This window comes from Rhodopila sp., from assembly GCF_035548095.1.
In the GTDB taxonomy this organism is placed as follows: domain Bacteria; phylum Pseudomonadota; class Alphaproteobacteria; order Acetobacterales; family Acetobacteraceae; genus Rhodopila.
This window is the reverse complement of record NZ_DASZUV010000026.1, coordinates 1-21,960: the sequence shown is the minus strand read 5'-3', so window position 1 is coordinate 21,960 and position 21,960 is coordinate 1. Positions and strand designations below refer to the sequence as shown.

The window sequence follows — 21,960 nt, the reverse complement described above, 5'->3', positions numbered from 1 at the left end:
CCGATAGAAGGGCCGCTGGAACGGCCTAATGGAACGGCCCAATGGAACGGCCCAATGGAACGCCCCAATGGAACGCCCACGAAACCGCCTGAAACCGCTTGCAGAACGGGATCGGTCCCGCACGACGCAACGGCCTGGAACGATCGCGATGCCGCCACCGCCTGCCATGAAAAAATCGCCCCAGCCTGCCGGCGCGATGGGCTATGAAGCGCAAGGCGGTTGCATCGGCGGCCGCGTTGCGAATGCTTGAGGCGCATCCTGCGATGACCGGCCGCCCGCCATCCAGACTCCGGACGACCGCGGGGCTTCCGTGATGCAGCTTCCGACCGCTCTCGTTCCGCTGCGCAACGGTGTCTTCCGCCACCTGTGGGTCGCCACCGTCATCGGCTGGCTGGGCACCTGGCTGCAGAACACCGGCGCCGGCTGGCTGATGACCTCGCTGGCGCCGAACCCGGTGATCGTGGCGGCGGTGCAGGCCGCCACGATCATGCCGGTGTTCCTGCTGGCGCTGCCCGGCGGCGCCCTGGCCGACATCGTCGATCGCCGAATCTTTCTGACGGCGTGCCAATGCTGGACGTTTGCTGCCGCGGCGCTGCTGGCGGTGCTGACCATCACCGGGTCCATGACGGCCTGGTGGCTGCTGGCGCTGACCTTCGCGATCGGTATCGGCAACGCGCTGGTCAACCCGGCCTGGAACGCGGTGATTCCTGAGCTGGTGCCGCGCGAGGATCTGGTGCAGGCGATCGCCCTGAACGGCATCGGCTTCAACCTGACCAGAGCGGTGGGACCGGCGCTGGCAGGGTTCCTGATCCTGGTGGGCGGATCGGGCCTGACCTTCTCGGCCTATGCGCTGGCGATCCTGGCACCGATCGCCGCGCTGCTTTTCTGGCAACGCAACAGCCGCCATTTCACCGGCCTGCCGCGGGAGAATTTTCTGCCCGCGATGCGGGCCGGCATGCGGTTCGTGCGCAACACGCCGGCGATCCAGTCGGCGATGGTGCGCACCATGGCCTACTCGATCCCGGCCTCGGCGCCCTGGGCGCTGCTGCCGCTGTTCGTGCGCCACGACCTGCAACTGGGCGCCGGCATGTACGGCCTCATCCTGGGGGCGATGGGGATCGGCGGCGTCACCTCCGGCCTGCTGCTGCCGAAGGTCCGTGGCAAGCTGTCGCGCGGCGGCACCGTGATGGCCTGTACCACGCTGTCCTGCATCGGCATGGTCATCGTCGGGCTGTCGCATCATTGGCTGCCCACCGCGGGCGGCATGCTGCTGTTCGGCCTGGGCTGGACCTCGGCCTTCGCCACGATCCAGGCGGCGGCGCAGCTCGTGTGCCCGCCCTGGGTACGGGCGCGGGCATTGTCGATCTTCCAGCTGGCGCAGAACGGGGCGTTGACCGTGGGGTCCTTCGCCTGGGGCTGGATCGGCGACCAGATCGGCCTGTCGCAGACATTCCTGGCCTCGGCCGCCGTCGGGATCGTGCTGATGCTGCTGGTCCGCTTCTTCAGCATCGAGGCGATCGTGCGGGCCGCGCCGAAGCCGTCCGAGGTGATCGCGCCGCTTCCCGAAGCGCCGGCGCCGGAATTCGTTCCGATCCTGCGGCATGCCCGCGGGTCGGTGATGGAGATGGCCTATTACCGGGTGGAGGGCGGCCAGCGCACCGAGTTCCTGCGCCTGATGAATGAGGTGCATCAGCTGCGCGGCAGGACCGGCGCGACATTCTGGCAGCTATACAGCGACGTTGCGCATCCGGAGCATTGGGTCGAGGTCTGGTCGATGGAAAGCTGGACGGAGCATCTGCGTGAGGTCGTCCGGCTGTCGGAGGACGACAAGCGGCTGCTGGCGGCGCTGACCGTGTTCCAGCACGACGTGGAGCGGCCGGCCCGTCTCCTGGCGGTGAACCCGCAGGACCATCTCGCCCAGGCGGTCGAGCGCGATCACCTGCGGCTCGCCGGCGCGGCCTACCAGGTCGCGGAGAAGCGGGGTCACGCCTGAGCCCGCGCATCCACGCCTGAGCCCGCGCATCAACGATACGCGAGGCGACGCCGCGTAAACCGTTGGTGAACACGGCGCGGCCCCGCCCGCCTGGCACCGTCCCCATGTTCTCCTCGGACCCCTGTCAATGGAGAGACACAGGATGAAGCTGCATGCGACCAGGAACGACCTGCCCGCCAACGGAAAATCCGTGGTGATCGACCTGCTGAACGCCCGCGTGGCCGACTGCATCGATCTGGCGCTGATCACGAAGCAGGCCCATTGGAACCTGCGCGGGCCCGACTTCATCGCGGTGCATGAAATGCTGGACGGCTTCCGCACCCAGATCGACATCCATGTCGATACGATGGCGGAGCGGATCATCCAGCTGGGCGGCACCGCGCTGGGCACGGTGCAGACGACCGAGAAGGCGACCTCGCTGGCGCCGTATCCCACCGATATCTACGCCGTCCCGGATCACCTGAAGGCGCTGATCGAGCGCTACGGCAAGGCCGCGAACAGTGTGCGCGCCGCGATCGAGCAGGCGGACGAGGCCGGCGATCCCGATGCGGCCGACATCTTCACCGCGGCGTCCAGGTCGCTGGACAAGGCCCTGTGGTTCCTGGAAGCGCATGTCATGAAATAGCGCGACGGCTCATCGCCGCTGTCACGACAGTCGTGAAGGCAACCTCGCCCCTTCATTGGCCGTTGAGTCCGGAGCGCCGCGTCGACCAACGGTTCGGAGCGGCGCCTGACGGCCCACGCGACCGAAGGAGGTTCGGTTATGGCGACCCGAGTCCGGAGTGGTGGCAAGCATGACGGCAGCCCCGGCATGCCCAGGACCGGCAGAAAACTACCGAGGCGGGCCGCAAGGGTGGTCCAGGCCTCGCATTCCCACTGACCCAGGAGGCTGGCTGATGAGCGGGCACGCAGGCGACCTCAGTCATCTGCACGAGGTACGGGCACGATTTCCGGATCCGGATCGGATGAACGAGGCAGTTCAGACATTGATGCAGGCCGGGTTCGACAGGGCGGCGCTGACGCTGCCGTTGCCGGGCCATTCGCTGGACGAGAAGACCAGCGCCCGCATCGGCAAGCCGGCGACGACCGAGGACGATGCGCGGCAGGCGCGGACCTTGGGCACCAGCACGGCCGCGGCGGCGGCGGCCCTCGCGGCGGCCGGGGTCATCGTGGCGACCGGTGGCGCGGCGGCTCCGGCGGTGGCGGGCGCGGTCGCCGCCGGCGCCGCGGCGGGCGGGGCAACCTACGCCGCGGCGGATGCCGGCGTACAGGCGGAGCAGGAGTCGCGGGAGGAGGAGGCCGATCGCGGCCATCTCATGCTGACGGTACGGACCCTGACGCCCGAGGATGCGGCGCGGGCGCGCGCGATCCTGTCCGCCGCCGGCGGGTCGGATATCGATACGGTCAGCGAATAAGCTCGGCGCTCCGCCGGCGGGCCCGCTGCCTCCAGAGCGGCCGGTCTGGATGGCGTGCGGCATGGCCGCGTGGCCGCGGATCGCCGGCGTCGGTGCTTATCGGTCCATACCGGGGACACTGCACTGGGGACACTGCCGCCGGGCCGGTAGCAGAGGTCGGCAGCGGCCGTGGCGCGCGGCGTCGGCCGATCGCTTCACTCGGTCAGGACGTACTGTTCAATCGGTCAGGACGTACTGTATCCGCACCGTCACCGTGATCGGCTCCGCTCCGTTCGGCGGTGCGGGCAACAGCGCGGCTCGCAGCAGGGCCGCGGCGGCTTCGTCGAGCACGGCGAAGCCGGAACCATGCGACACCGCCACCGCCAGGACACGGCCGGAACGGTCCAGGGTAAAGCGCAGTTCCACGGTGCCCTCGGCGCCGTCTCGCCGTGCCGTTTCGGGATAGGTCTTATGCCGGGCAAGCCAGGCGGCGAGGGCGCGGCGCCAGGCCGCTGCGGCCGCCGGATCGGGTGACGCGGCGGCGGGCATCGGCGCGCCGGCGGCCGCGGGCACGGCGGATGGGGACGGCGCGGAAGCGGAGGCGGCGCCCGGTTCGGCCGCCGCCGGCCCCGTGGACCGAGGGGTCCCGGCCGCGGGCGGCATTCCGCCCCCGCGTGGGGGCGGCCTTCCGGTCGCGGCCCGTTCCGGCGCCGGCCGGGCAGGTGTCTCTCGGGCAGGTGTCTCTCGGGCAGGTGTTTGTCGGGCGGTTGTCTGGCGGGCGGCTGTCTGGCGGATGGGCGCCTGACGCGTGCCAGTCGGGTGTGTGCCAGTCGGGTGTGTGCCAGTCGGGCGTGTGCCAGTGGGGCGTGTGAGGGGTGGTTGAGCGGCGGTGGAGCGCGGCGCTCGATCCGGCTCCGGTTGCGGCTCCTGCTTTGGTGGCGGCATGGCGGCGGGCTCCGGTGGCGGGGCTGACCGTGAGGTATCCGGCGCGGACTCGGGCTCCGCGAAGAGGGTGGGGCGCGCGACCTCCAGCCCCGCGGGCAAGGCGGGGGCTGGTGGCAGAGCCGGTTCCGCGGCCGGTTCGACGGGCGGCGCCGGCGGCATCGCTGGCGCATGTTCCGGCGCCGCACCGGCCGCCGGTGGGGGCGGTTCGATTAGTGGGGGCGGTTCGATCGGTGGGTGCGGTTCCGCTGGCGCCTCCGCAGCCGGTCCCGGTCCGTTCGCCATGCCGGCGGGGGTGGATGGCGCAAACGCCATCGCGACGGCTTGTTCTGCTGGCGTTGCGACCGGCCGGGTGCCCGAGACCCCTGCGAGCGCCAGTCCGAGCAGGGACGCATGCAGACCCAGGCTGACAATCCAGGCGGCGACCGGCATGCGGGTCGGCGCCGGGCCGCGCCAACGATTCCTGTCTTGCTCCCCTGGTCGAATTGGTACGTTATAACATAACATTACTGGCAGTCTCGCGGATCGGCGCGGTTCTGCAAAGGGGGAATTCATGGGTTTGAATCGAGCCGCCTTGCTGGGCGCCGTCGGGCTTGCCGTCGCCGTCGCCGCCCCGTCCGCGCATGCGGACAACGGGTCCAATCCGTCCGCGCATGCGGACAACGGGCCCGACGGCAATGACCTCATCATCGACATCGACGTGGTGTCCAAGCGGCTGGACGAGGCGCGCCAGCGGATTCAACCCAGCCTGGGCGCCAGCGTGTATCGTTTTTCGCCGGACGCGCTGCAGGCCGTCCCGCAAGGGGAGAACGCACCGCTGAACCAGGTGCTGCTGCAGGCGCCCGGCGTGGTGCAGGACAGTTTCGGCCAGATCCATGTCCGTGGGGAGCACGCCAACCTGCAATACCGCATCAACGGGGTGCAGCTGCCGGACGGGCTGTCGATGTTCGGCCAGGCGATCGAATCCCGCTTCGCGCAAAGCATGTCGCTGGTCACCGGCGCGCTGCCGGCGCAGTACGGGTTCCAGACCGCGGGCGTGGTCGACATCCAGACCAAGACCGGTCTCGGCAACCCCGGCCTGGCGGTGAGCATGTATGGCGGGCAATCGAGCTGGCTGCAGCCGTCCTTCGAGTACGGCGGCCACGCGGGGCCGGTGGACTGGTACATCACCGGCGACGTCATGCACAACACCCGCGGGATCGAGAACCCGGCACCCACCCGGGACGCCATCCACGACACCACGAACCAATGGCACGGGCTGGCCTATGTCTCCGGCATCGTCGATCCCGACACCCGGATCAGCATGATCCTGGGCAGCTTCGAGGGGCAGTTCCAGATCCCCAACAACCCCGGTCAGCAGACGCTGGGCTTCCCGGTCAACGGCGTCTCCAGCTTCAACAGCGCCAGGCTGGACGAAAACCAGTGGGAGCGGAACGATTTCGCCATCCTGTCACTGCAGAAGCACGTCAACGACGTCGATCTGCAGGTCTCGGCCTATACCCGTTACAGCTGGCTGAACTTCTCACCCGACTGGCTGGGCGACCTGCTGTTCAACGGGATCGCGCAGCAGGCCCGTCGGTCGAACATCGCCTATGGCATCCAGTCGGACGGCAGCTGGCGCATCAACGATTCCCATACGCTGCGCGCCGGCTTCCTGGTGCAGCAGGCGATCGCCGGCGGCAAGTCCTATGCCCAGGTGCTGCCGACGGACAGCGACGGCAGCCCGACCACGGAGGTGCCGATCGGGGTGGCCAACAGCTTCAGCAAGACCGGCGGCCTGTACGGGATGTATGTGCAGGACGAGTGGCGCGTCCTGCCGACCGTGACGATCAACGGCGGGCTGCGATTTGACGGCGTCGCCGAGTTCACCAACGAAACGCAGGTCAGCCCACGGCTGAACGTGGTGTGGAAGCCGGCCCCGACCACCACGTTGACCGCGGGTTACGCCCGCTATTTCGTCCCGCCGCCGTTCGAGCTGGTGTCCCCCGATGTCGTACAGCAGTTCGCCGGCACCACCGCTGCCCCGGCGGTGACCCGGAATGATCCGGTGCGGGCGGAGCGATCGAACTATTTCGATGTGGCGCTGAACCAGGTGGTGATTCCCGGGCTGACCATCGGCGTCGACACGTATTACAAGATCAGCAACCACCTGCTGGATGAAGGCCAGTTCGGCGCGCCGGTCGTCCTGACCGCCTTCAACTATGCTCATGGCCGCCAGCTGGGCACCCAGCTCAGCGTCAACTATGAACGCGGGCCGCTGTCCCTGTACGGCAACATCGCCTGGGCACGCGCGATCGGCACCCGGATCGTTTCCGCGCAGTTCAATTTCGATCCGGACGAGCTGGCCTATATCGCCGGCAATTACATCTACCTGGACCACAATCAGACCTGGACCGGATCGGCCGGCGCCGCCTATGCGCTCAACCACGATACCGACCATCCGACCCGCTTCTCGGTCGACGCGCTGCTGCAAAGCGGATTGCGCGCCAGCACCGCCGCCGTACCGAACGGCGTGGCGCTGCCGGCCTATGGCGTCGTCAACCTCTCGGTCGTTCAGCGCCTGCCGACAGGCACGGAGCTGCGGCTGGACGTGCTGAATGTCGGCGACACGGTGTACCAGATCCGGAACGGCACGGGCGTCGGCGTCGGGGCGCCGCAATATGGGTTGCGGCGGACGGTGCTGGCCGGGCTGACCCAGCGCTTCTAGAACGCGATCGCCTGAAGCCGGCGGCGGGAGGGCGTGGATCGCATTCCTGGATCAAAGAAGTGATAGAGCATGACAGGGTCAACCTGGCCCTGCCATGCTTCAGGCGCCCCTCAGCCCGGCGCGCGGGTCGGGACGTTCCAGATTTCCGCCGCGTATTCCCGGATCGAACGGTCGGAGGAGAACCAGCCGACATTCGCCGTGTTCAGGATCGATGCCTTCCACCAGTGCTCCGGTTGGCGCCACAGCTCCGCGATCCGCCGCTGGGTCGCGTAGTAGTCGTCGAAATCCGCGCAAACCATGAAGTAGTCATGGCCGCGCAGGCTGTTCACCAGGCCCTGGTAGCGGTCGGGCTGGTCGGGTGAGAACACGCCGGATTCGACGCTGGACAGGACCTCGGCCAGCACCGGCGACCGGGCGATGATGTCGCTGGAATCGATGCCCTGGTGCGCCCGCCGGTCCGACACCTGGTCGGCGGTCAGGCCGAAGATGAAGATATTGTCCTCGCCCACCCGCTCACTGATCTCGACATTCGCGCCATCCAGCGTGCCGACCGTCAGCGCGCCGTTCAGGGCAAGCTTCATGTTGCCGGTGCCCGACGCCTCCATGCCGGCGGTCGAGATCTGCTCCGACAAATCGGCGGCCGGAATGATCACCTCGGCGAGGCTGACGGAATAGTTCGGCAGGAAGACGATCTTCAGCGTGTCCCGCACGGTCGGGTCGCTGTTGACGACGCGGGCGACGTCGTGGATCAGCTTGATGATCAGCTTGGCCTGGTGGTAGCTCGCCGCCGCCTTGCCGGCGAACACCTTCACCCGCGGCGTCCAGTCGTCCATCGGCCGCGCCCGGATCGCATTGTACAGCGCGATCGCTTCCAGGATGTTCAGCAATTGCCGCTTGTATTCGTGCATGCGCTTGATCTGCACGTCGAACAGCGCCGCCGGGTCGACGCGAATCTCCAGCTCCCGCCGGATCACCTCGGTCAGCGCCAGCTTGTTCATATAGCGGGCGGCGGCGATGCGCTTCTGGAAGCCGATATCGGTGGCCAGGGCGCGCAGATCGGTCAGCTTCGCCTCATTGTCCAGCACCGACGGTCCGACCGCGTCGACCAGCAGGCGGGTCAGGCGCGGGTTCGCCTCATGTAGCCAGCGGCGGAAGGCGATGCCGTTGGTGACGTTGACGATCCGGTCCGGGAACACCGCGTGCAGGTCGTGGAACACCGTCTCCCGCATCAGGTCGGTGTGCAGCGCGGACACGCCGTTCACGTGATGCGAGCCCAGGAAGGCCAGGTGGCTCATGCGCACGCGGCGGCCCTGGCTTTCGTCGATGATCGACACCGAGGACAGCAGCCGGTCGTCGTGCGGGAACTGCCGCCGCACCGCGCCCAGATGCAGCGCGTTCAGCAGGTAGATGATCTGCATGTGGCGCGGCAGCAGGCGCTCCATCAACGGGACCGGCCAGACCTCCAGCGCCTCGGGCAGCAGGGTGTGGTTCGTATAGCTGAAGGTCGACCAGGTGATCCGCCACGCGTCGTCCCAGGCCATGTGGTGCACGTCCAGCAGGATGCGCATCATCTCCGCCACCGCGATCGCCGGGTGGGTGTCGTTCAGCTGGATCGCCGTCTTGTCGGCCAGGGTGGCGACATGGCCGAAGGTGCGGATGTGCCGCCGGACCAGGTCCTGCAGGGAGGCGGAGACGAAGAAATACTCTTGCCGCAGCCGCAGTTCCTGGCCCGCCGGCGTCGCGTCCGACGGGTACAGGACCTTGGAGATCGACGCCGCGCGCACCTGGTCCGCCAGCGCGTCGATATGGTCGCCGCGATTGAACGCGTCCAGCCGCAACGGGTCGGCGGCGTGCGCCGACCAGAGCCGCAGCGTGTTCACCCGGTTGGCGCGCCAGCCCACGGTCGGGGTGTCATAGGCCACCGCCTCGATCGTCTCGGCCGGATGCCAGACATGCCGCACCGCCGCTTCCGAGATCGGCACGACCTCGATCGAGCCGCCGAAGCCGATGTCATAGACCACCTCCGGCCGGTGGAACTCCCACGGGTTGCCCAGCGACAGCCAGTCCTCGGGGTATTCCTGCTGCCAGCCGTTCTTCATCACCTGGCGGAACAGGCCGTGGTCGTACCGGATTCCGTAGCCATAGGCCGGGATATCCAGGGTCGCCATGCTTTCCATGAAGCAGGCGGCCAGCCGCCCCAGGCCGCCATTGCCCAGCGCGGCATCCGGCTCCAGCGCCCGCAACTTGTCCAGGTCGACGTTCAGCCCGGCCAGCGCCGCGCGCATCGTCTCCAGAGTCTGCGTGTTGTTCAGGTTGTCGAACAGCAGCCGCCCGATCAGGAACTCCAGCGACAGGTAGTAGACCCGCTTCTGGCCCTTCTGGTACGTCAGCTCGTTGCCGGCCTGCCAGCGATCGACGATCCGGTCCCGCACCGCGATCGCCGTGGCCATCAGCCAGTCCCGCTCCGTGGCGATGGCCTGGCGCTTACCAACGGCGTAGCGCAGCTTGTCCAGGATGGCGGTCTGAAGCTGCGCGACCGCGTCATCGCCGCCGCCGACGAGACCCCCCAGGTCATCCTCGGTCCTCGCCGCCATCTCCAGTTCGAGCACCACGCTGGTCACCTTCTCTCTTCAATCATCGGGAGCGTGGACGAAAGCATAGTCCGTACCACCGCTCAACCATTCGTGAAGTATGGCTGCTTATTGCGATGGCAGACGGCTCCAAATGATTACATTTTGGTCTATTTGTCGTTAAAATAAGCAAGTGTCGCCGGCCAATCAACGGCGTGGCGCGCCAGTACGCTCCGAGTCGGGGGGCTGCGTGCCGGCATGCCGTGGATCGGCTGCCTGGCCGGATGCCGGCGCCGGCGGATCGATGCCCGGCCGCGGCGCCTCCACGGCGGAAGCGGCCGCGCCGCCGAGAACCCGAACGGCCGGAGGCCAGGCGGTGGTGATGTCGGCGCGCCAGATGAAGGCGGCGGCGACGGCGGCGGCCAGCACCAGGATCGACGCCATCCAGGCGGCGCGCAGCCCCACCTGGGACGTATGCGGCGCCTGCGCGACCAGCCGGTCCATGGCGGTCGGCCCCGCCGGCACCGTCGCCGCCGGCACCGTCACCGCCGTCTCCGGCGGCGCGCTCGGCGGCGTGGCGGCAGGCGACTCGGCCGCCGCCTGTGGCGCGGGGTCATGGGCGGGGACCTCCTCGGCCTGAGGATCCGCGAGTGTCAGTTCGGCGTCTGCCTGCGGCGACGGCGTTTCATCCTGTGCCGGCACCCAACGCGTGCCGCAGCGCGCGCATTGCGCCCGCCGCCCGGGCCGCAGGCTGCCCTCGGGGACCTCATAGACGGCGGCGCAATGCGGGCAGGTCAGATGCATGATCGACACGATTGGACAGAGTGCGTCATATCGGCGATCGACCCCGGCCGGTGCAACAGGGATCAGGCGTCGCGGCCGGCCGAATCACGAAATTCTCTCGGCCCGTGCGCACAGCAATGCTTTTACCCCGCCGCTCGGCCTGAAGCGGGCGGTCCGAGTGGCGGGCAGCCATGCGGCGAGCGGGCGTATGACAAGGCGACGCCGCCTCGGCTAGACATGATGTCATGCTTCGATTCGACATGGTCGGGTTGCGCTACGCACCGGTCGGCTTCATGCCCTCGGTGCGGACCGGGCGTGGCGGCGCCGTCTTCGGCCGCGGCGAGCCGGGAAAGGGCGACCGGCGGGAGGAGGGGCGTCGCATGGGACGTGGTGCCTCCCCCGAGGTGCTGCACGACATCACCTTCCATTTGCATGCCGGCGCATTCCGCTGGCTGCTGGGTCCGTCCGGTGCCGGCAAATCCAGCATGATGCGGCTGATGTATCTGGCGGTGCGGCCGACGCGCGGACGGCTGACGCTGTTGGGCACCGACGTCACCACAGCGCCGCGTGCCGCGCTGCCGGCCCTGCGCCGGCGCATCGGCGTGGTCTTCCAGGATTTTCGCCTGCTGCAGCACCTGTCCGCGTTCGACAACGTTGCGCTGCCGCTGCGCCTGGCCGGACGGCCGGAGGGCCAGATCCGCGCCGATGTCACGGAGCTGCTGAAATGGGTCGGCCTGTCCCGCTACCTGCATCTGTCGCCGGCGTCGCTGTCAGGCGGCGAGCAGCAGCGTGTCGCCATCGCCCGGGCCGTGATCACCCGTCCGGCGCTGCTGCTGGCGGACGAACCGACCGGCAACCTGGATGATGTGCAGGCGGAGCGCCTGATGCACCTGTTCAAGGAGCTGAACCGGATCGGCACCACCGTCATCGTCGCCACGCATAACGAGGCTCTGGTCGCCCGCCATCCCGCGCCGGCGCTGCGCCTGTCCGAGGGCCGGCTGATCTCCATGGACCGCGAGGATCGCGACATGCGGCCTGACGCGTACGACCTGCGGCCGGTCGCGCATGAATGAAACCGTGACCGATGCCACGATCGGCACCGCCGGTCCGCGTGTACCGGGAGCCGGCGGCATGTGCCATCCCTGGCCGCGCCGCCGCGCCGGGACGCGTCCGCGGTGATTTCGCTGCGCCCATCCGGCTTCGATGAGCTGGGGCTGCGCCGAGCGCTGTCCGACCGGATGCTGCCGCTGCTGGTGGCGGCGATGACCTTCCTGGCGGCGCTGGCGCTGGCTGGCTGGTTCGGGATCGCCGCGCTGTCGCGGCACTGGCGCGAGGGTGCCGGATCGGCGCTGACCGTCCAGGTGCCGGACGCCCAGGACAAGGCGGCGGATGGCGACACCACCCGCCTTGCCGCCGTGCTGAACCTGCTGACCGGCACGCCTGGGGTGACCTCGGCCCATGCCCTGACCAATGAGGAGCTCGCCGCGCTGCTGCGTCCCTGGCTTGGCAACGCCGCTGCCTCGACTCAGCTCGCGGTGCCCGTCCCGGCGGTGATCGCCGTGCGGCTCAACCAGCCGGCGCTCGATGTCGGCCCGATGGCTCGGCGGCTGGAGCAGGCGGCGCCCGGCACGATGGTGGAGGACCACAATGTCTGGATTCGCCGCCTGACCCTGTTGACCCGCAGCCTGCAGGCCTGCGCCGGGCTTGCCCTGGTGATCGTGGCCGCGGTGGCGGCCGCGGTGGTGGCGGTGGCGACACGGGCCGGGCTGACCCGCCGGCGGGAGGCGATCGAGATCGTGCACGGGCTGGGCGCCAGCGACTCCTACATCGCCGGCCGCTTTGCGTCCCGCGTCACCTGGCTGGCGGCGGCGGGTGCGGCGGGCGGCGGGCTGGTCGCGCTGCCGGTCCTGCTGGTGCTGGCCAATCTGGCGGCGCCGTTCGGCAGCCAGTCGGCCGATCTCGGCGACTGGACCACCGCCCTGACCACGGTGCCGGCGGCGATGTGGGCCTCGCTGCCGTGCCTGCCGGTCCTGGCGGCGGCGATCGGCTTCCTGACCGCGCAGGGTACGGTGCGGCGGTGGCTGCGGCGGTTGCCGTGACCGGCGGTGCGACGACGACCAGGCGCCATGCGCTGCTGCGTCTGTTGCTCGCGGCCCCGCTGCTCGTCGTGCTGGCCTGGGGCGCCGGCTTCGCCTGGTTCCTTGGCGACATCCAGCGCGTCCCGCCGCCGCCGCCGCCGCATGTCGACGGCGTCGTGGCGCTGACCGGCGGTGCCGGCCGGGTCGGGGCCGCCGTCCATCTGCTGGCCGACGGCGGCGCCGGCAAGCTGCTGATCACCGGCATCGGCGGCAATGCCGATCTCGGCGCCATCGCGCACCTGTCCGGCGTGGACCTGACGCCGCTCGCCACACGGATCACGCTGGGGCGCTTCGCCGCCTCGACCTACGGCAATGCGGTGGAAACCGCGGCCTGGGCGACCCAGAACCGCATCCGCTCCTTGATCGTGGTGACCGCGGCGTGGCACATGCCCCGCGCGCTCGTGGAACTGCGCCGAGCGCTGCCGGACGTGGCCCTGTATCCGCTGCCGGTCGGCGTGGAGGAGGTGGACGCGCACGCCGCGCAGCCCAGTCTGCGGCTGCGCGCGGAAGAGTATTCGAAATACCTGCTGGTCGTGGCCGGACTGTCGTCCTGGTTCCCGCACCGCGAAGCGGCGCTGTCCGCGGGGGTCTGAGTCCGGGAATGGTTCTGCTTCGGTCGATCCTGTTCAATATCGTCTTCTTCACCATCACCTTCCTGCTGACCTTCGTGGCCGAGGCGATGCGGCTGCGCGGTCCGGCCCATGGCCTGGTCGTGCCGATGTTCTGGGCCAGGCTGAACCTGCGCCTGCTGCGCTGGATCTGCGGCATCCGGGTGGAGGTGACGGGGCTGGAGAACGTCCCGCCCGGCGCGGCGCTGATCGCGTCGCGCCACCAATCGGCCTTCGACATCTTCGTCTGGCTGACCCTGGTGCCGAAATGCTGCTACGTGCTGAAGCGGGAGCTGCTGCGCATCCCGCTGTTCGGGCCGTTGATGCTGCATGCCGGGATGATCGCGGTGGACCGGGAGGCTGGCGGCGCTGCGCTGCGCAGCCTGCTGCGGGAAGGCGAGCGGGCGGTGCGCGAGCAGCGCCAGATCGTCATTTTCCCCGAGGGCACGCGGGCGCCGCCGGGCCGGATCGGATCACTGCAGCCGGGTATCGCGGCCCTGGCAGCCAGGCTTGGCCAGCCGGTGATCCCGGTCTCGACCAATTCCGGCCTGTTCTGGGGCCGCCGCGCCTTCCGCAAGCGACCGGGCGTGATCCGCATCGTGATCGGCGAGCCGATCCCCGCTTCTACGCCCAGGGCTGCCCTCATGCGGAGTCTTGCGCAAGGCATGAGCGTGCTGGACGCGCCGTCGAAATCTGCTGTTTGACCAGGGGTGTGGATAACTCTGTGGGACAATGTGGGCAAATGCTCGTGCCACGCATCAGCATGGCAGCATAACATATTGAAATCCCTTCTTGTCAAGGGCGGGCTGGGAGACGAAATAGGAATATTCCGTTTGGGGATAACAAAATCTTGCAAAAAGTTCGGTTGTATTAAGAAAATAAAACTCTCGCTCCGGCTGTGGCTGGCGGACCTGATCGGCGCGCTTCCACGGTTTCCGGCCCGACCTGCCCCATCGTCCCGGCATCGGCATCCCATTGCCGCCGGTCTATGATCCACGCCGCCGACTCGACGGCACGATCTCCATCCCTGAGGTGTCATGAGGCGGAAGACCTGGATCATTCTGGCGGCGATTCCCGTGCTGCTGCTGGCGGGTGACCTGGCCTACTGGCAATACGGCGTCTCCCGCCTGCGCGCCGGGCTGCGAGACTGGGTCGCCGCGCGCCGGGCCGAGGGGTGGGAGGTGGCGATGGGTCAGCCGTCCAGGGGCGGCTGGCCCTATGCCGCCAGCCTGACCGTGCCGAACCTGTCGCTGCGGCACCGGGGGCCGGCGATGCCGGGCGACGTCCGCTGGGCCTCGGCGTCGGTGATGCTGTCGATGCCGCTGTATCAGCCCACCGGCCTGACCATCCGGCTGGAGGGGCCGCAGCATGTCCAGTTGGGCGACGCCCAGGACATGGTGATCACGGGGGAGGCGCTGGACTGGAGCGTCGACCTGCTGGCCACCCGCACGACGCTGCCGCTGACGTTGCGCGCGCGGGGCCTGCGGCTTGAGCCGGCTGGCGGGGGCTGGCATGCCACCGCGGGGCTGCTGAGCATGGATATCGAGATCGCGGAGGCGCCGGACCCGACTACCCCGCCGGTGCGCTTTTCCTTGAGCGCCGAGGCGATCGGGCTTCCCAGCTCGGTCCGCTGGGCGCTGGGTCCGACGCTGTCCTCGCTGGCGACGGATGGGAAGTTCAGCGGGTCGGTGCCCGCCGACCGGTCCGAACGCGACATGGCCGGCTGGGCCGCGGCGTGGCGCGACAATGGCGGGTCGCTGGAGATTTCCCATTTCGCGATGGGATGGGGACCGCTGGGCGTGACCGGCGGGGCGACCCTGGCGCTGGATGAGGAGTTGCAGCCGATGGGCAGCGGCACTGTCCGGCTGCTGGGCTTCGCCGAGGCGCTGGACCGTCTGGCGGCCGGCGGGGTGATGACGAAATCCGCCGCGACCGCGGCGAAGGCGGTGCTGTCCCTGCTGGCGGGCAGCGCCGCCGGCGACGAGCCCAGCTCCGTCGATGTGCCGCTGACATTGCAGTACCGCACTTTGTCGATGCGACAGGTGCCGCTTTTGCGGCTGCCGGAACTCGACTGGTCGCATCAATGATGTTATGAGGGCCCATGCGCACGGGAACCCGCAGCAAACGAATTAGTGGCCCGGCTGCCTGAGCAGCCGGGGAGTCGTCCCGCTTTTTCCGTTTGCCTGCCTGGAGTTCCGATCGATGTCCGATGCTTCGTCCGCATATTCCGCACCCGTGACAGCCATGCCTGAAACGGCGGTACCCGATATGGCCGTCCGTTTCCTGCTCGACGCTGACAGTTCGCCCGGGCTGCTGTCGCGCCTGCTGCAGCCCTATGCCAAGCGCGACCTGACACCCGACCGCATGTGGTCGCACCGCTCCGGCGAGACGATGCATGTCGAGATCGCGATGGAGGCGATGCCGGCCGACATGGTGCACCTGGTCGAGGGCAATCTGCGGCAGGTGGTGGGCGTGCGGTCGGTCAGCCGGCTGGTCCGCCCTTGCCTGCGACAGGTCGCCTGACGCCACCGAGGCTTCGATGGCGGGACACGGCAAGCGCGCCGGCCCATGGGGGCGGGGCGGCGGGGTCAGGCGGCGGCGCAGCCGTTTTCTAGGAAAATAAGTTTGACCCAGGGCGGCTTCCCGCGTATGAAGGAAAGAACATTTGAGCAACAAAAAGCGACCATGCCGATGTCTCTTACCGCCGCTCTGCCCGCCGCCCTGGCCGCCGCCCTGCCTGCACCCGTCGTGGAGATGGTCGTCGGCCTCCTGGTCCGCATGATCATGCCGATCCTGGCTCTCGATCGGGCGGCCGCGCGCGACGCGGCGATCCGGATGCTCGCCGACTACCAGCCGCGCAGCGGGCGGGAGCTTCGTCTCGCCGGGACCGCCATCGGGCTGAGCCTGAACGGCTTGCGGGCGCTGGCCGATGCCGCGCATCAGCAGGACGATCCGGCGGGAAGCCTGAAGGAGGTTCGGCGCTGGGTCTCCGGCGTGGTGCGCGCCGGATTGTCGGCGGAGCGTCAGTTCTGCCAGGCGCGGCGGGCGACGCCGGAACCCGCCGGCGATATCGCCGCCGCATCGCATCCGTCGGCGATCGCTCCTGGGCGGGACCCTGAACCGGCGCGGCCGATGGCGGCCCCGCCGGCAGACACCAGCCCCGCCGTGCCTGACACGGCAGAGGCTGGCGGCCAGTCCGCCCATGCGGCAGCGGGGGAGGGATGTGACGCCTCGGCGGCACACTCCGCCGCCGATCCGGAAGCCGGCCAGGCCAGCCCCGCCGCAACGCCTGGCGCCGACGCCGCCGAGGATCGCGACGATTGTCCCGCCTCGGCGCTCGCCAGGGCCGAGGCCATGGCGGCCGCGGCCGAGCACCTGCTCACCACGATGAAGGCGCGCTACAAGGGCGCGCCGTCACCACACAGCCCCGCCGCCCAGCAGATCCGCGCGCAGCAGCGCATCGTCGACACGACGCGGATGAAGCTGGCCCAGCTCCGCCGGCAGGCGCGCCAGAATGCCACCTCGGCGGCGGCGGAGAGCCTGCCGGCCGTTGCCTGACCGGCGGGTGCGCGACCCGGCGCCGGGCGTGCCATGACAGGCTGGTGCGGCATGGTCCATACCGCTTTCGCAACGGACCGTGCGCGGCCATCGATGCGCGGGCCGCCGCCTTGCGGCTTCCGCCCCATGGCCGCCCGCCACTCCCCGGCCCGCGACTCCCACCCCCGCTAGGAAATCGCCGCCACCTGCGCCATGGACCGGCCGGCCCCGGCGGGTGTAAACGGGCCATCCCAGCAAGGTCCGCAACCGAGGGTTAGCCGCCATGGCCGACAGCATCTCTCCGCACGGCGATACCATGATCATCGACATGGTGCGCCGCTTCTCGCAGGAGCGTCTCGCCCCGCTGGCGGCGGAGCGGGAAAGGAACAAGCGCATCGAGCCCGAGGTCATCCGCGAGCTGGGTGGGCTGGGCATGTTCGGTGCGACCACGCCGGCCGAGTGGGACGGGGCGGAGATCGATCCCGTCACCTACGCCCTGGCGCTGGAGGAGATCGCCGCCGGCGACGGTTCGATCTCCACCATGATCTCGGTGCATAATTCACCGACCTGCATCGTCATCAACAATTACGGCACCGACGCGCAGAAGGACCGCTGGCTGCGCAAGCTGGCAACGGCGGAGCATGTCGGCTCCTTCGGGCTGACCGAGCCGCAGGCGGGGTCCGATGCGTCCAACCTGCGCACGCGGGCGGTGAAGAAGGGCGACCGCTACATCGTCAACGGCGCCAAGCAGTTCATCAGCAATGCCACCCACCCCGGCAGCCTGGTGTTCTTTGCCGTCACCGACCCATCGGCCGGCAAGCGCGGCCTGTCCGCCTTCGTCATCGACAAGGCCACGCCGGGCTTCCAGGTCGCCCGCACCGAGGAGAAGCTGGGCCAGAAGGCATCGGACACCTGCGCCCTGACCTTCGAGGATGTGGAGGTCCCCGAGGACCAGCGCATCGGCGCCGAAGGGGAGGGCTACAAGATCGCCCTGTCCACCCTGGAGAGCGGCCGCATCGGCATCGCCGCGCAGAGCGTCGGCATGGCCCGCGCGGCGCTGGAATACGCGATTGGCTATGCGCGGGAGCGCAAGGCGTTCGGCACCGCGATCATCGACATGCAGGCGGTCGGCTTCCGCCTGGCCGACGCCAAGACCCGGCTGGAGGCGGCCCGCCAGCTGACGCTGCACGCCGCTCGGCTGAAGGCCGACGGCCAGCCGGCGCTGGAGGCGGCCTGCATGGCGAAGCTGTTCGCCTCGGAGGCCGCGGAGGCGGTCTGCACCGCCTCGATCCAGACCCTGGGCGGCTACGGCTTCCTGGCCGACTACCCGGTGGAGCGGATCTACCGCGACGTCCGTGTCTGCCAGATCTACGAGGGTACATCCGATGTGCAGAAGCTGATCCTGCAGCGGATGCTGTAGGCGATGCTGCGCCACCTGCTGCAGGGGCTGCGCCCGCCGCTGACCGAACCGCCGCCGCCGCCCGACCCGGAGCTGGCGGCGATGGCGGCCACGCTGGACCAGGCCGCCCGCCGCCGGCTGGGGCGGAGCCTGTCGATCCGCGCGGTCGATGCCGGCTCCTGCAATGGCTGCGAGCTGGAGATCCACGCGCTCAACAACGCCTTCCATGACCTGGAACGGTACGGGCTCCGCTTCGTCGCCTCGCCGCGGCATGCGGACGTGCTGACGGTGACCGGGCCGGTGACGAAGAACATGCGGGAAGCGCTGGAGCGCACCTGGCGGGCGATCCCCGATCCGAAATGGGTTGTCGCGATCGGTGATTGTGCCGCCGATGGCGGGGTGTTCGCCGGCAGCTACGCCGTGGCGGGGGGCGTGTCCGGCGTGGTCCCGGTGGACCTGGTGATTCGCGGTTGCCCGCCGACGCCCAGGCAGTTGCTGCAGGGTCTGCTGGCGCTGCTCGGATGAGCCGTTGGCGCCTGCCGCGGCGCGCGCGTTCGGCGTCGGCGGCCCGGATATTTGCGGCCCCGATCTTCGCGGCTCCGACGGTGCTGGCCCGGGTGCTGGCGGCGGCGGTGGCGGTCCAGGTCTGGATGGCGCCCGCCCCCTGGGGTGCCGGTGGCTGGGGTGCCGGTGGCTGGGGTTGGGGTGCCGGTGGCTGGGGTGTCGGTGCCGGCGTGGCGCTGGCGCAGCCGAAGCCGGCGGTGCCGCCGCCGACGATCGTTCCGCCGCCCGCCGCGCCACCGGGTGGCGACGACACGATTGTGGCCAGCGTCGATGGCCGCCAGATCCGCATGAGCGATATCGGCCGGGTGGTGCAGACGCTGCCCCCGTCCTTGCGCGCCCTGCCGTTCGACCGCCTGTACCCGGACCTGCTGAACCGGGTGATCGACCACGCGGCGCTGTCGATGGCGGCGCGCCGAGCGGGGCTGGAAAGCCGGCCGGAGGTGCAGCGGGACATCCTGGCGGCGACCGACCGGATTCTGGAAGGCGCCTATCTGGCGCAGAAGGCGGTGCCGATGGTGACCGAGGCGGCGATCCGCAAGCGCTATGAGCAGCTCTATGGCCGCCGCACGGTGACCGAGGAAGTTCATCTCCGCCACATCCTGGTCGGCACCGAGGCCGAGGCCCGCTCGATCATCGAGCAGTTGCGCAAGGGGGCCGATTTCGCCGCCCTGGCCCGGATCGACAGCAAGGACCCGGATGCCGATCGCGGCGGCGATATCGGGTTCGTGCGGCGCAGCGACCTTTGGCCCAGCCTGGCCGATGTCGCGTTCAGCCTGGCTCCCGGCCAGGTCAGCCCCGATCCGGTGAAGAACGAATTCGGCTGGCACGTGATCAAGGTGGAGGAGAAGCGGCTGGCGCCGACCCCGAACCTGGATGACGTGCGGGAGGATATCCGGCGGGAACTTCTGGCCGAGGCGGTTCGTTCCGTCATCCGTCAGGCTCGCGAGGACGCACTGATACGGCGTTACAACGTCGACGGAACGGAAATGCCGATGACCGGGCCGGGCGATACCGCGGCGACGACGATCCTGCCGCATTGATGGAGGCCGTATGACAAATGCCCAACCTGCCTTGTGACAGTGTGGCGCTTCGGTCATAAGGCCGCAGTTTTTCCAGAGGTATGCATGGCACTCCGTCCGGACTGCTCTCTGCGGGCCCCGGCTCGCGCACTCGCGTTCATTCTTGCCGTCGGGACCGTCCCGGTGCTGCCGCCACAGGCCCAGGCACAGCAGACGCCCGCACAGCAGACGCCCGCACAGCAGGCGCCCACCCTGCGGGCTCCCACCCCGCAAACCCCGGCGAAGCCGCCCGCCGCCGGGACCGCGACGGCACCCGCCGACCCGGTGCTGGCGACCGTCGATGGCGAGCCGATCCACATGAGCGACCTGAACATGGCCGCCGAGACGCTGCCGGCGCAGGCGCGCCAGCTGCCGCCGCAGCAGCTCTACCCGATGCTGCTGTCGCAGCTGGTCGACTCCAAGGCCCTGCTGATCGAGGCGCGCAAGGCCGGTCTCGACAAGGACCCGGCGGTGGCGAAGCAGATGCAGGCGGCGGCGGACCGCGCCCTGGTGACCGCGATGCTGGGCAAGGAGGTCCGGCCGCAGGTCACGGACGCCGCCGTGCAGGCGAAGTTCGACAAGGACAATGCCAACGCCAAGGGCGAGGAGGAGGTGCACGCCAGGCACATCCTGGTGCCGGATGAGGCCACCGCGAAGAAGATCATCGCGGAGCTGAAGAAGGGCGGCGATTTCGCCGCCTTGTCGAAGCAGTACAGCAAGGACCCCGGCGCGGCCCAGCAGGGCGGCGATCTGGGCTTCTTCAAGAAGACCGACATGGTACCGGAATTCGCCACCGCCGCCTTCGCCCTGAAGGATGGTGAGATCTCGCCGACTCCGGTGAAGACGCAGTTCGGTTACCACGTGATCCAGGTGCTGGGACATCGCACCGCGCCGCCGCCGAAGTTTGACGACGTGAAGGACGAGCTGCGCCAGAAGATGATCCAGGACGCCATCCAGCAGGCCGTCAACAAGGCTCGGGCCGGCGTGAAGATCGAGACTTTCAACATGGACGGCTCACCGGTAAAGGCGACCGACACGGCGGAGCCGCCACCGGCTGCGAAATAGCCGCACGGCCCGGAAGCCGGACCGGTCCCCGGCGGGGCCGGGCGGACTCGCGTCCGGTCTTCCGGCCTCGTGCCATCCGCGTTGTGTTCAATGCGCGATCCACGCCTGCGGTGCCGGGCGGGCTCGCTCAGGAAGGGGGGATGAAGATGACGGGCAAGGTCTCGCCGCTGGCCGTTCCGCTGCCAGCTTTGCCGCCGCTGGCCGGGGTCCGGCTGGCCGCCGCGGAAGCGGGAATCCGCTATAAGGGGCGCACCGACGTGGTGATGATGGAGGTGCCCAGCGGCTCGACGGTCGCCGGGGTGTTCACCTCCAACAAGTGTCCCGGCGCGCCGGTGGATTGGTGCCGAGCGGCGCTGAAGAGCGGTCGGGCGCGCATGGTCATCGTCAATGCCGGCAATGCCAATGTCTTCACCGGCAAGGCCGGGCGAGAGGCCTGTGCCGCCACCGCGGCGGCGGCGGCCAAGCTGGCCGGATGTCCGCCGAAACAGGTCTTCGTCGCTTCGACCGGCGTGATCGGCGAGGTGCTGCCGCACGAGAAGCTGGTCGCCGCGCTGCCGGGCCTGCGGGACAGTTTGAGCGAGGATGCCTGGGAGGCGGCGGCGCGCGGCATCATGACGACCGATACGTTCCCCAAGGCGGCGTCCCGCAGCGCGCAGATCGGCGATGCCACCGTCCGGATCAGCGGTATCGCCAAGGGCAGCGGCATGATCGCGCCGGACATGGCGACCATGCTGTGCTTCGTGTTCACCGACGCGAAGATTCCCGCGCCCGTGCTGCAGGCGCTGTTGAAGAAGGGCGTGGACGGCTCGTTCAACAGCACGACGGTGGATTCTGATACCTCCACCTCCGACACCGTGTTGCTGTTCGCCACCGGTGCGACGAAGCATGCGCGCGTGCCGGCCGAGGGCGGGCCGATGCTGCGTGACTTTGCCCGCGCGCTGGACGAGGTGCTGATGGACCTGGCGCTGCAGGTGGTGCGCGACGGGGAGGGGGCGCAGAAGCTGGTGCGCATCGACGTCACCGGTGCGACCACCCCGCGCTCGGCCAAGCGGATCGCCATGGCGGTGGCCAATTCGCCGCTGGTGAAGACCGCGATTGCCGGCGAGGACGCCAACTGGGGCCGCATCGTCATGGCGGTAGGCAAGGCCGGCGAACCGGCGGACCGCGACAAGCTGTCGATCGGCGTCGGCGGCGTCTGGATG

The 21,960-nt window shown here is 69.4% G+C and carries 19 protein-coding genes; 16 read left to right on the top strand and 3 right to left on the bottom strand.

Annotated elements, in window-relative coordinates; all coding sequences use genetic code 11:
• Positions 1-313: 313 nt before the first annotated feature.
• The 3 genes from VHC04_RS18210 (at position 314) to VHC04_RS18200 (ending at position 3,408) form a co-directional block, all read left to right on the top strand.
• Complete coding sequence (locus VHC04_RS18210) at positions 314-1,993, top strand: MFS transporter (protein ID WP_325683915.1); 1,680 nt, start codon at positions 314-316, stop codon at positions 1,991-1,993.
• 127 nt (positions 1,994-2,120) lie between these two features.
• Positions 2,121-2,618: a DNA starvation/stationary phase protection protein Dps gene (gene dps, locus VHC04_RS18205; protein ID WP_408903832.1), complete on the top strand. Its 498-nt coding sequence runs from the start codon at positions 2,121-2,123 to the stop codon at positions 2,616-2,618.
• A gap of 271 nt (positions 2,619-2,889) precedes the next feature.
• The gene (locus VHC04_RS18200) at positions 2,890-3,408 is read left to right on the top strand and encodes a hypothetical protein (RefSeq protein WP_325683911.1); all 519 of its coding nucleotides are present in this window, start codon (positions 2,890-2,892) and stop codon (positions 3,406-3,408) included.
• A gap of 216 nt (positions 3,409-3,624) precedes the next feature.
• Here the strand turns inward: VHC04_RS18200 and VHC04_RS18195 are convergent, their stop codons facing one another.
• Positions 3,625-3,936 (bottom strand): energy transducer TonB, encoded by a 312-nt coding sequence (locus tag VHC04_RS18195; protein ID WP_325683909.1) that lies wholly within the window; start codon positions 3,934-3,936, stop codon positions 3,625-3,627.
• Between the two features lie 946 nt (positions 3,937-4,882).
• Between VHC04_RS18195 and VHC04_RS18190 the strand changes: the two genes are divergently transcribed.
• Positions 4,883-7,036 (top strand): TonB-dependent receptor, encoded by a 2,154-nt coding sequence (locus VHC04_RS18190; protein ID WP_325683907.1) that lies wholly within the window; start codon positions 4,883-4,885, stop codon positions 7,034-7,036.
• A gap of 110 nt (positions 7,037-7,146) precedes the next feature.
• On the opposite strand, the gene VHC04_RS18185 is transcribed toward VHC04_RS18190, so the two are convergent.
• Together VHC04_RS18185 and VHC04_RS18180 are read right to left on the bottom strand one after the other, a co-directional pair.
• Positions 7,147-9,657 (bottom strand): glycogen/starch/alpha-glucan phosphorylase, encoded by a 2,511-nt coding sequence (locus VHC04_RS18185; RefSeq protein WP_413789124.1) that lies wholly within the window; start codon positions 9,655-9,657, stop codon positions 7,147-7,149.
• Between the two features lie 156 nt (positions 9,658-9,813).
• Complete coding sequence (locus VHC04_RS18180; protein WP_325684082.1) at positions 9,814-10,410, bottom strand: zinc-ribbon domain-containing protein; 597 nt, start codon at positions 10,408-10,410, stop codon at positions 9,814-9,816.
• 224 nt (positions 10,411-10,634) lie between these two features.
• On the opposite strand from VHC04_RS18180, the gene VHC04_RS18175 reads away from it, so the two are divergent.
• The 12 genes from VHC04_RS18175 to argJ form a co-directional block, all read left to right on the top strand.
• Positions 10,635-11,462 (top strand): cell division ATP-binding protein FtsE, encoded by an 828-nt coding sequence (locus tag VHC04_RS18175; protein ID WP_408903831.1) that lies wholly within the window; start codon positions 10,635-10,637, stop codon positions 11,460-11,462.
• A 60-nt stretch (positions 11,463-11,522) separates the two neighbouring features.
• Positions 11,523-12,488, top strand: a complete 966-nt coding sequence (locus VHC04_RS18170) for a cell division protein FtsX (RefSeq protein ID WP_325683905.1) — start codon at positions 11,523-11,525, stop codon at positions 12,486-12,488.
• Complete coding sequence (locus VHC04_RS18165; protein WP_325683903.1) at positions 12,485-13,120, top strand: YdcF family protein; 636 nt, start codon at positions 12,485-12,487, stop codon at positions 13,118-13,120. The genes VHC04_RS18170 and VHC04_RS18165 overlap by 4 nt, the downstream gene beginning before the upstream one ends.
• Before the next feature lie 8 nt (positions 13,121-13,128).
• On the top strand, positions 13,129-13,839 hold the full coding sequence (locus tag VHC04_RS18160) for a lysophospholipid acyltransferase family protein (RefSeq protein WP_325683901.1): 711 nt from the start codon (positions 13,129-13,131) through the stop codon (positions 13,837-13,839).
• A 333-nt stretch (positions 13,840-14,172) separates the two neighbouring features.
• Positions 14,173-15,222, top strand: a complete 1,050-nt coding sequence (locus tag VHC04_RS18155; RefSeq protein ID WP_325683899.1) for a DUF2125 domain-containing protein — start codon at positions 14,173-14,175, stop codon at positions 15,220-15,222.
• Positions 15,223-15,403: 181 nt separating this feature from the next.
• Positions 15,404-15,658, top strand: coding sequence for a hypothetical protein (locus VHC04_RS18150; protein WP_325683897.1), 255 nt, complete (start codon positions 15,404-15,406; stop codon positions 15,656-15,658).
• 162 nt (positions 15,659-15,820) lie between these two features.
• Entirely contained in the window at positions 15,821-16,693 is an 873-nt protein-coding gene (locus VHC04_RS18145) for a hypothetical protein (RefSeq protein WP_325683896.1), read from the top strand.
• A 262-nt stretch (positions 16,694-16,955) separates the two neighbouring features.
• Positions 16,956-18,092, top strand: coding sequence for an acyl-CoA dehydrogenase family protein (locus VHC04_RS18140; RefSeq protein ID WP_325683894.1), 1,137 nt, complete (start codon positions 16,956-16,958; stop codon positions 18,090-18,092).
• 3 nt (positions 18,093-18,095) lie between these two features.
• Entirely contained in the window at positions 18,096-18,596 is a 501-nt protein-coding gene (locus VHC04_RS18135) for an NADH-quinone oxidoreductase subunit B family protein (protein ID WP_325683892.1), read from the top strand.
• Positions 18,593-19,675, top strand: a complete 1,083-nt coding sequence (locus VHC04_RS18130) for a peptidylprolyl isomerase (protein ID WP_325683890.1) — start codon at positions 18,593-18,595, stop codon at positions 19,673-19,675. The genes VHC04_RS18135 and VHC04_RS18130 overlap by 4 nt, the downstream gene beginning before the upstream one ends.
• An 84-nt stretch (positions 19,676-19,759) precedes the next feature.
• Positions 19,760-20,758, top strand: a complete 999-nt coding sequence (locus VHC04_RS18125) for a peptidylprolyl isomerase (protein WP_325683888.1) — start codon at positions 19,760-19,762, stop codon at positions 20,756-20,758.
• Between the two features lie 146 nt (positions 20,759-20,904).
• A partial coding sequence (gene argJ / locus VHC04_RS18120; RefSeq protein ID WP_325684078.1) for a bifunctional glutamate N-acetyltransferase/amino-acid acetyltransferase ArgJ occupies positions 20,905-21,960 on the top strand: 1,056 nt, incomplete at its 3' end.

Bases quoted from the DNA above. Each gene is read 5' to 3' on its own strand.
- VHC04_RS18195 (WP_325683909.1), bottom strand. From the start codon at position 3,936: ATGCCCGCCGCCGCGTCACCCGATCCGGCGGCCGCAGCGGCCTGGCGC.
- VHC04_RS18200 (WP_325683911.1), top strand. From the start codon at position 2,890: ATGAGCGGGCACGCAGGCGACCTCAGTCATCTGCACGAGGTACGGGCA.
- VHC04_RS18210 (WP_325683915.1), top strand. From the start codon at position 314: ATGCAGCTTCCGACCGCTCTCGTTCCGCTGCGCAACGGTGTCTTCCGC.
- VHC04_RS18125 (WP_325683888.1), top strand. From the start codon at position 19,760: ATGGCACTCCGTCCGGACTGCTCTCTGCGGGCCCCGGCTCGCGCACTC.
- VHC04_RS18135 (WP_325683892.1), top strand. From the start codon at position 18,096: ATGCTGCGCCACCTGCTGCAGGGGCTGCGCCCGCCGCTGACCGAACCG.
- VHC04_RS18145 (WP_325683896.1), top strand. From the start codon at position 15,821: ATGCCGATGTCTCTTACCGCCGCTCTGCCCGCCGCCCTGGCCGCCGCC.
- VHC04_RS18155 (WP_325683899.1), top strand. From the start codon at position 14,173: ATGAGGCGGAAGACCTGGATCATTCTGGCGGCGATTCCCGTGCTGCTG.
- VHC04_RS18180 (WP_325684082.1), bottom strand. From the start codon at position 10,410: ATGCATCTGACCTGCCCGCATTGCGCCGCCGTCTATGAGGTCCCCGAG.
- VHC04_RS18190 (WP_325683907.1), top strand. From the start codon at position 4,883: ATGGGTTTGAATCGAGCCGCCTTGCTGGGCGCCGTCGGGCTTGCCGTC.
- VHC04_RS18140 (WP_325683894.1), top strand. From the start codon at position 16,956: ATGGCCGACAGCATCTCTCCGCACGGCGATACCATGATCATCGACATG.
- VHC04_RS18130 (WP_325683890.1), top strand. From the start codon at position 18,593: ATGAGCCGTTGGCGCCTGCCGCGGCGCGCGCGTTCGGCGTCGGCGGCC.
- VHC04_RS18160 (WP_325683901.1), top strand. From the start codon at position 13,129: ATGGTTCTGCTTCGGTCGATCCTGTTCAATATCGTCTTCTTCACCATC.
- VHC04_RS18175 (WP_408903831.1), top strand. From the start codon at position 10,635: ATGCTTCGATTCGACATGGTCGGGTTGCGCTACGCACCGGTCGGCTTC.
- VHC04_RS18150 (WP_325683897.1), top strand. From the start codon at position 15,404: ATGGCCGTCCGTTTCCTGCTCGACGCTGACAGTTCGCCCGGGCTGCTG.
- dps (WP_408903832.1), top strand. From the start codon at position 2,121: ATGGAGAGACACAGGATGAAGCTGCATGCGACCAGGAACGACCTGCCC.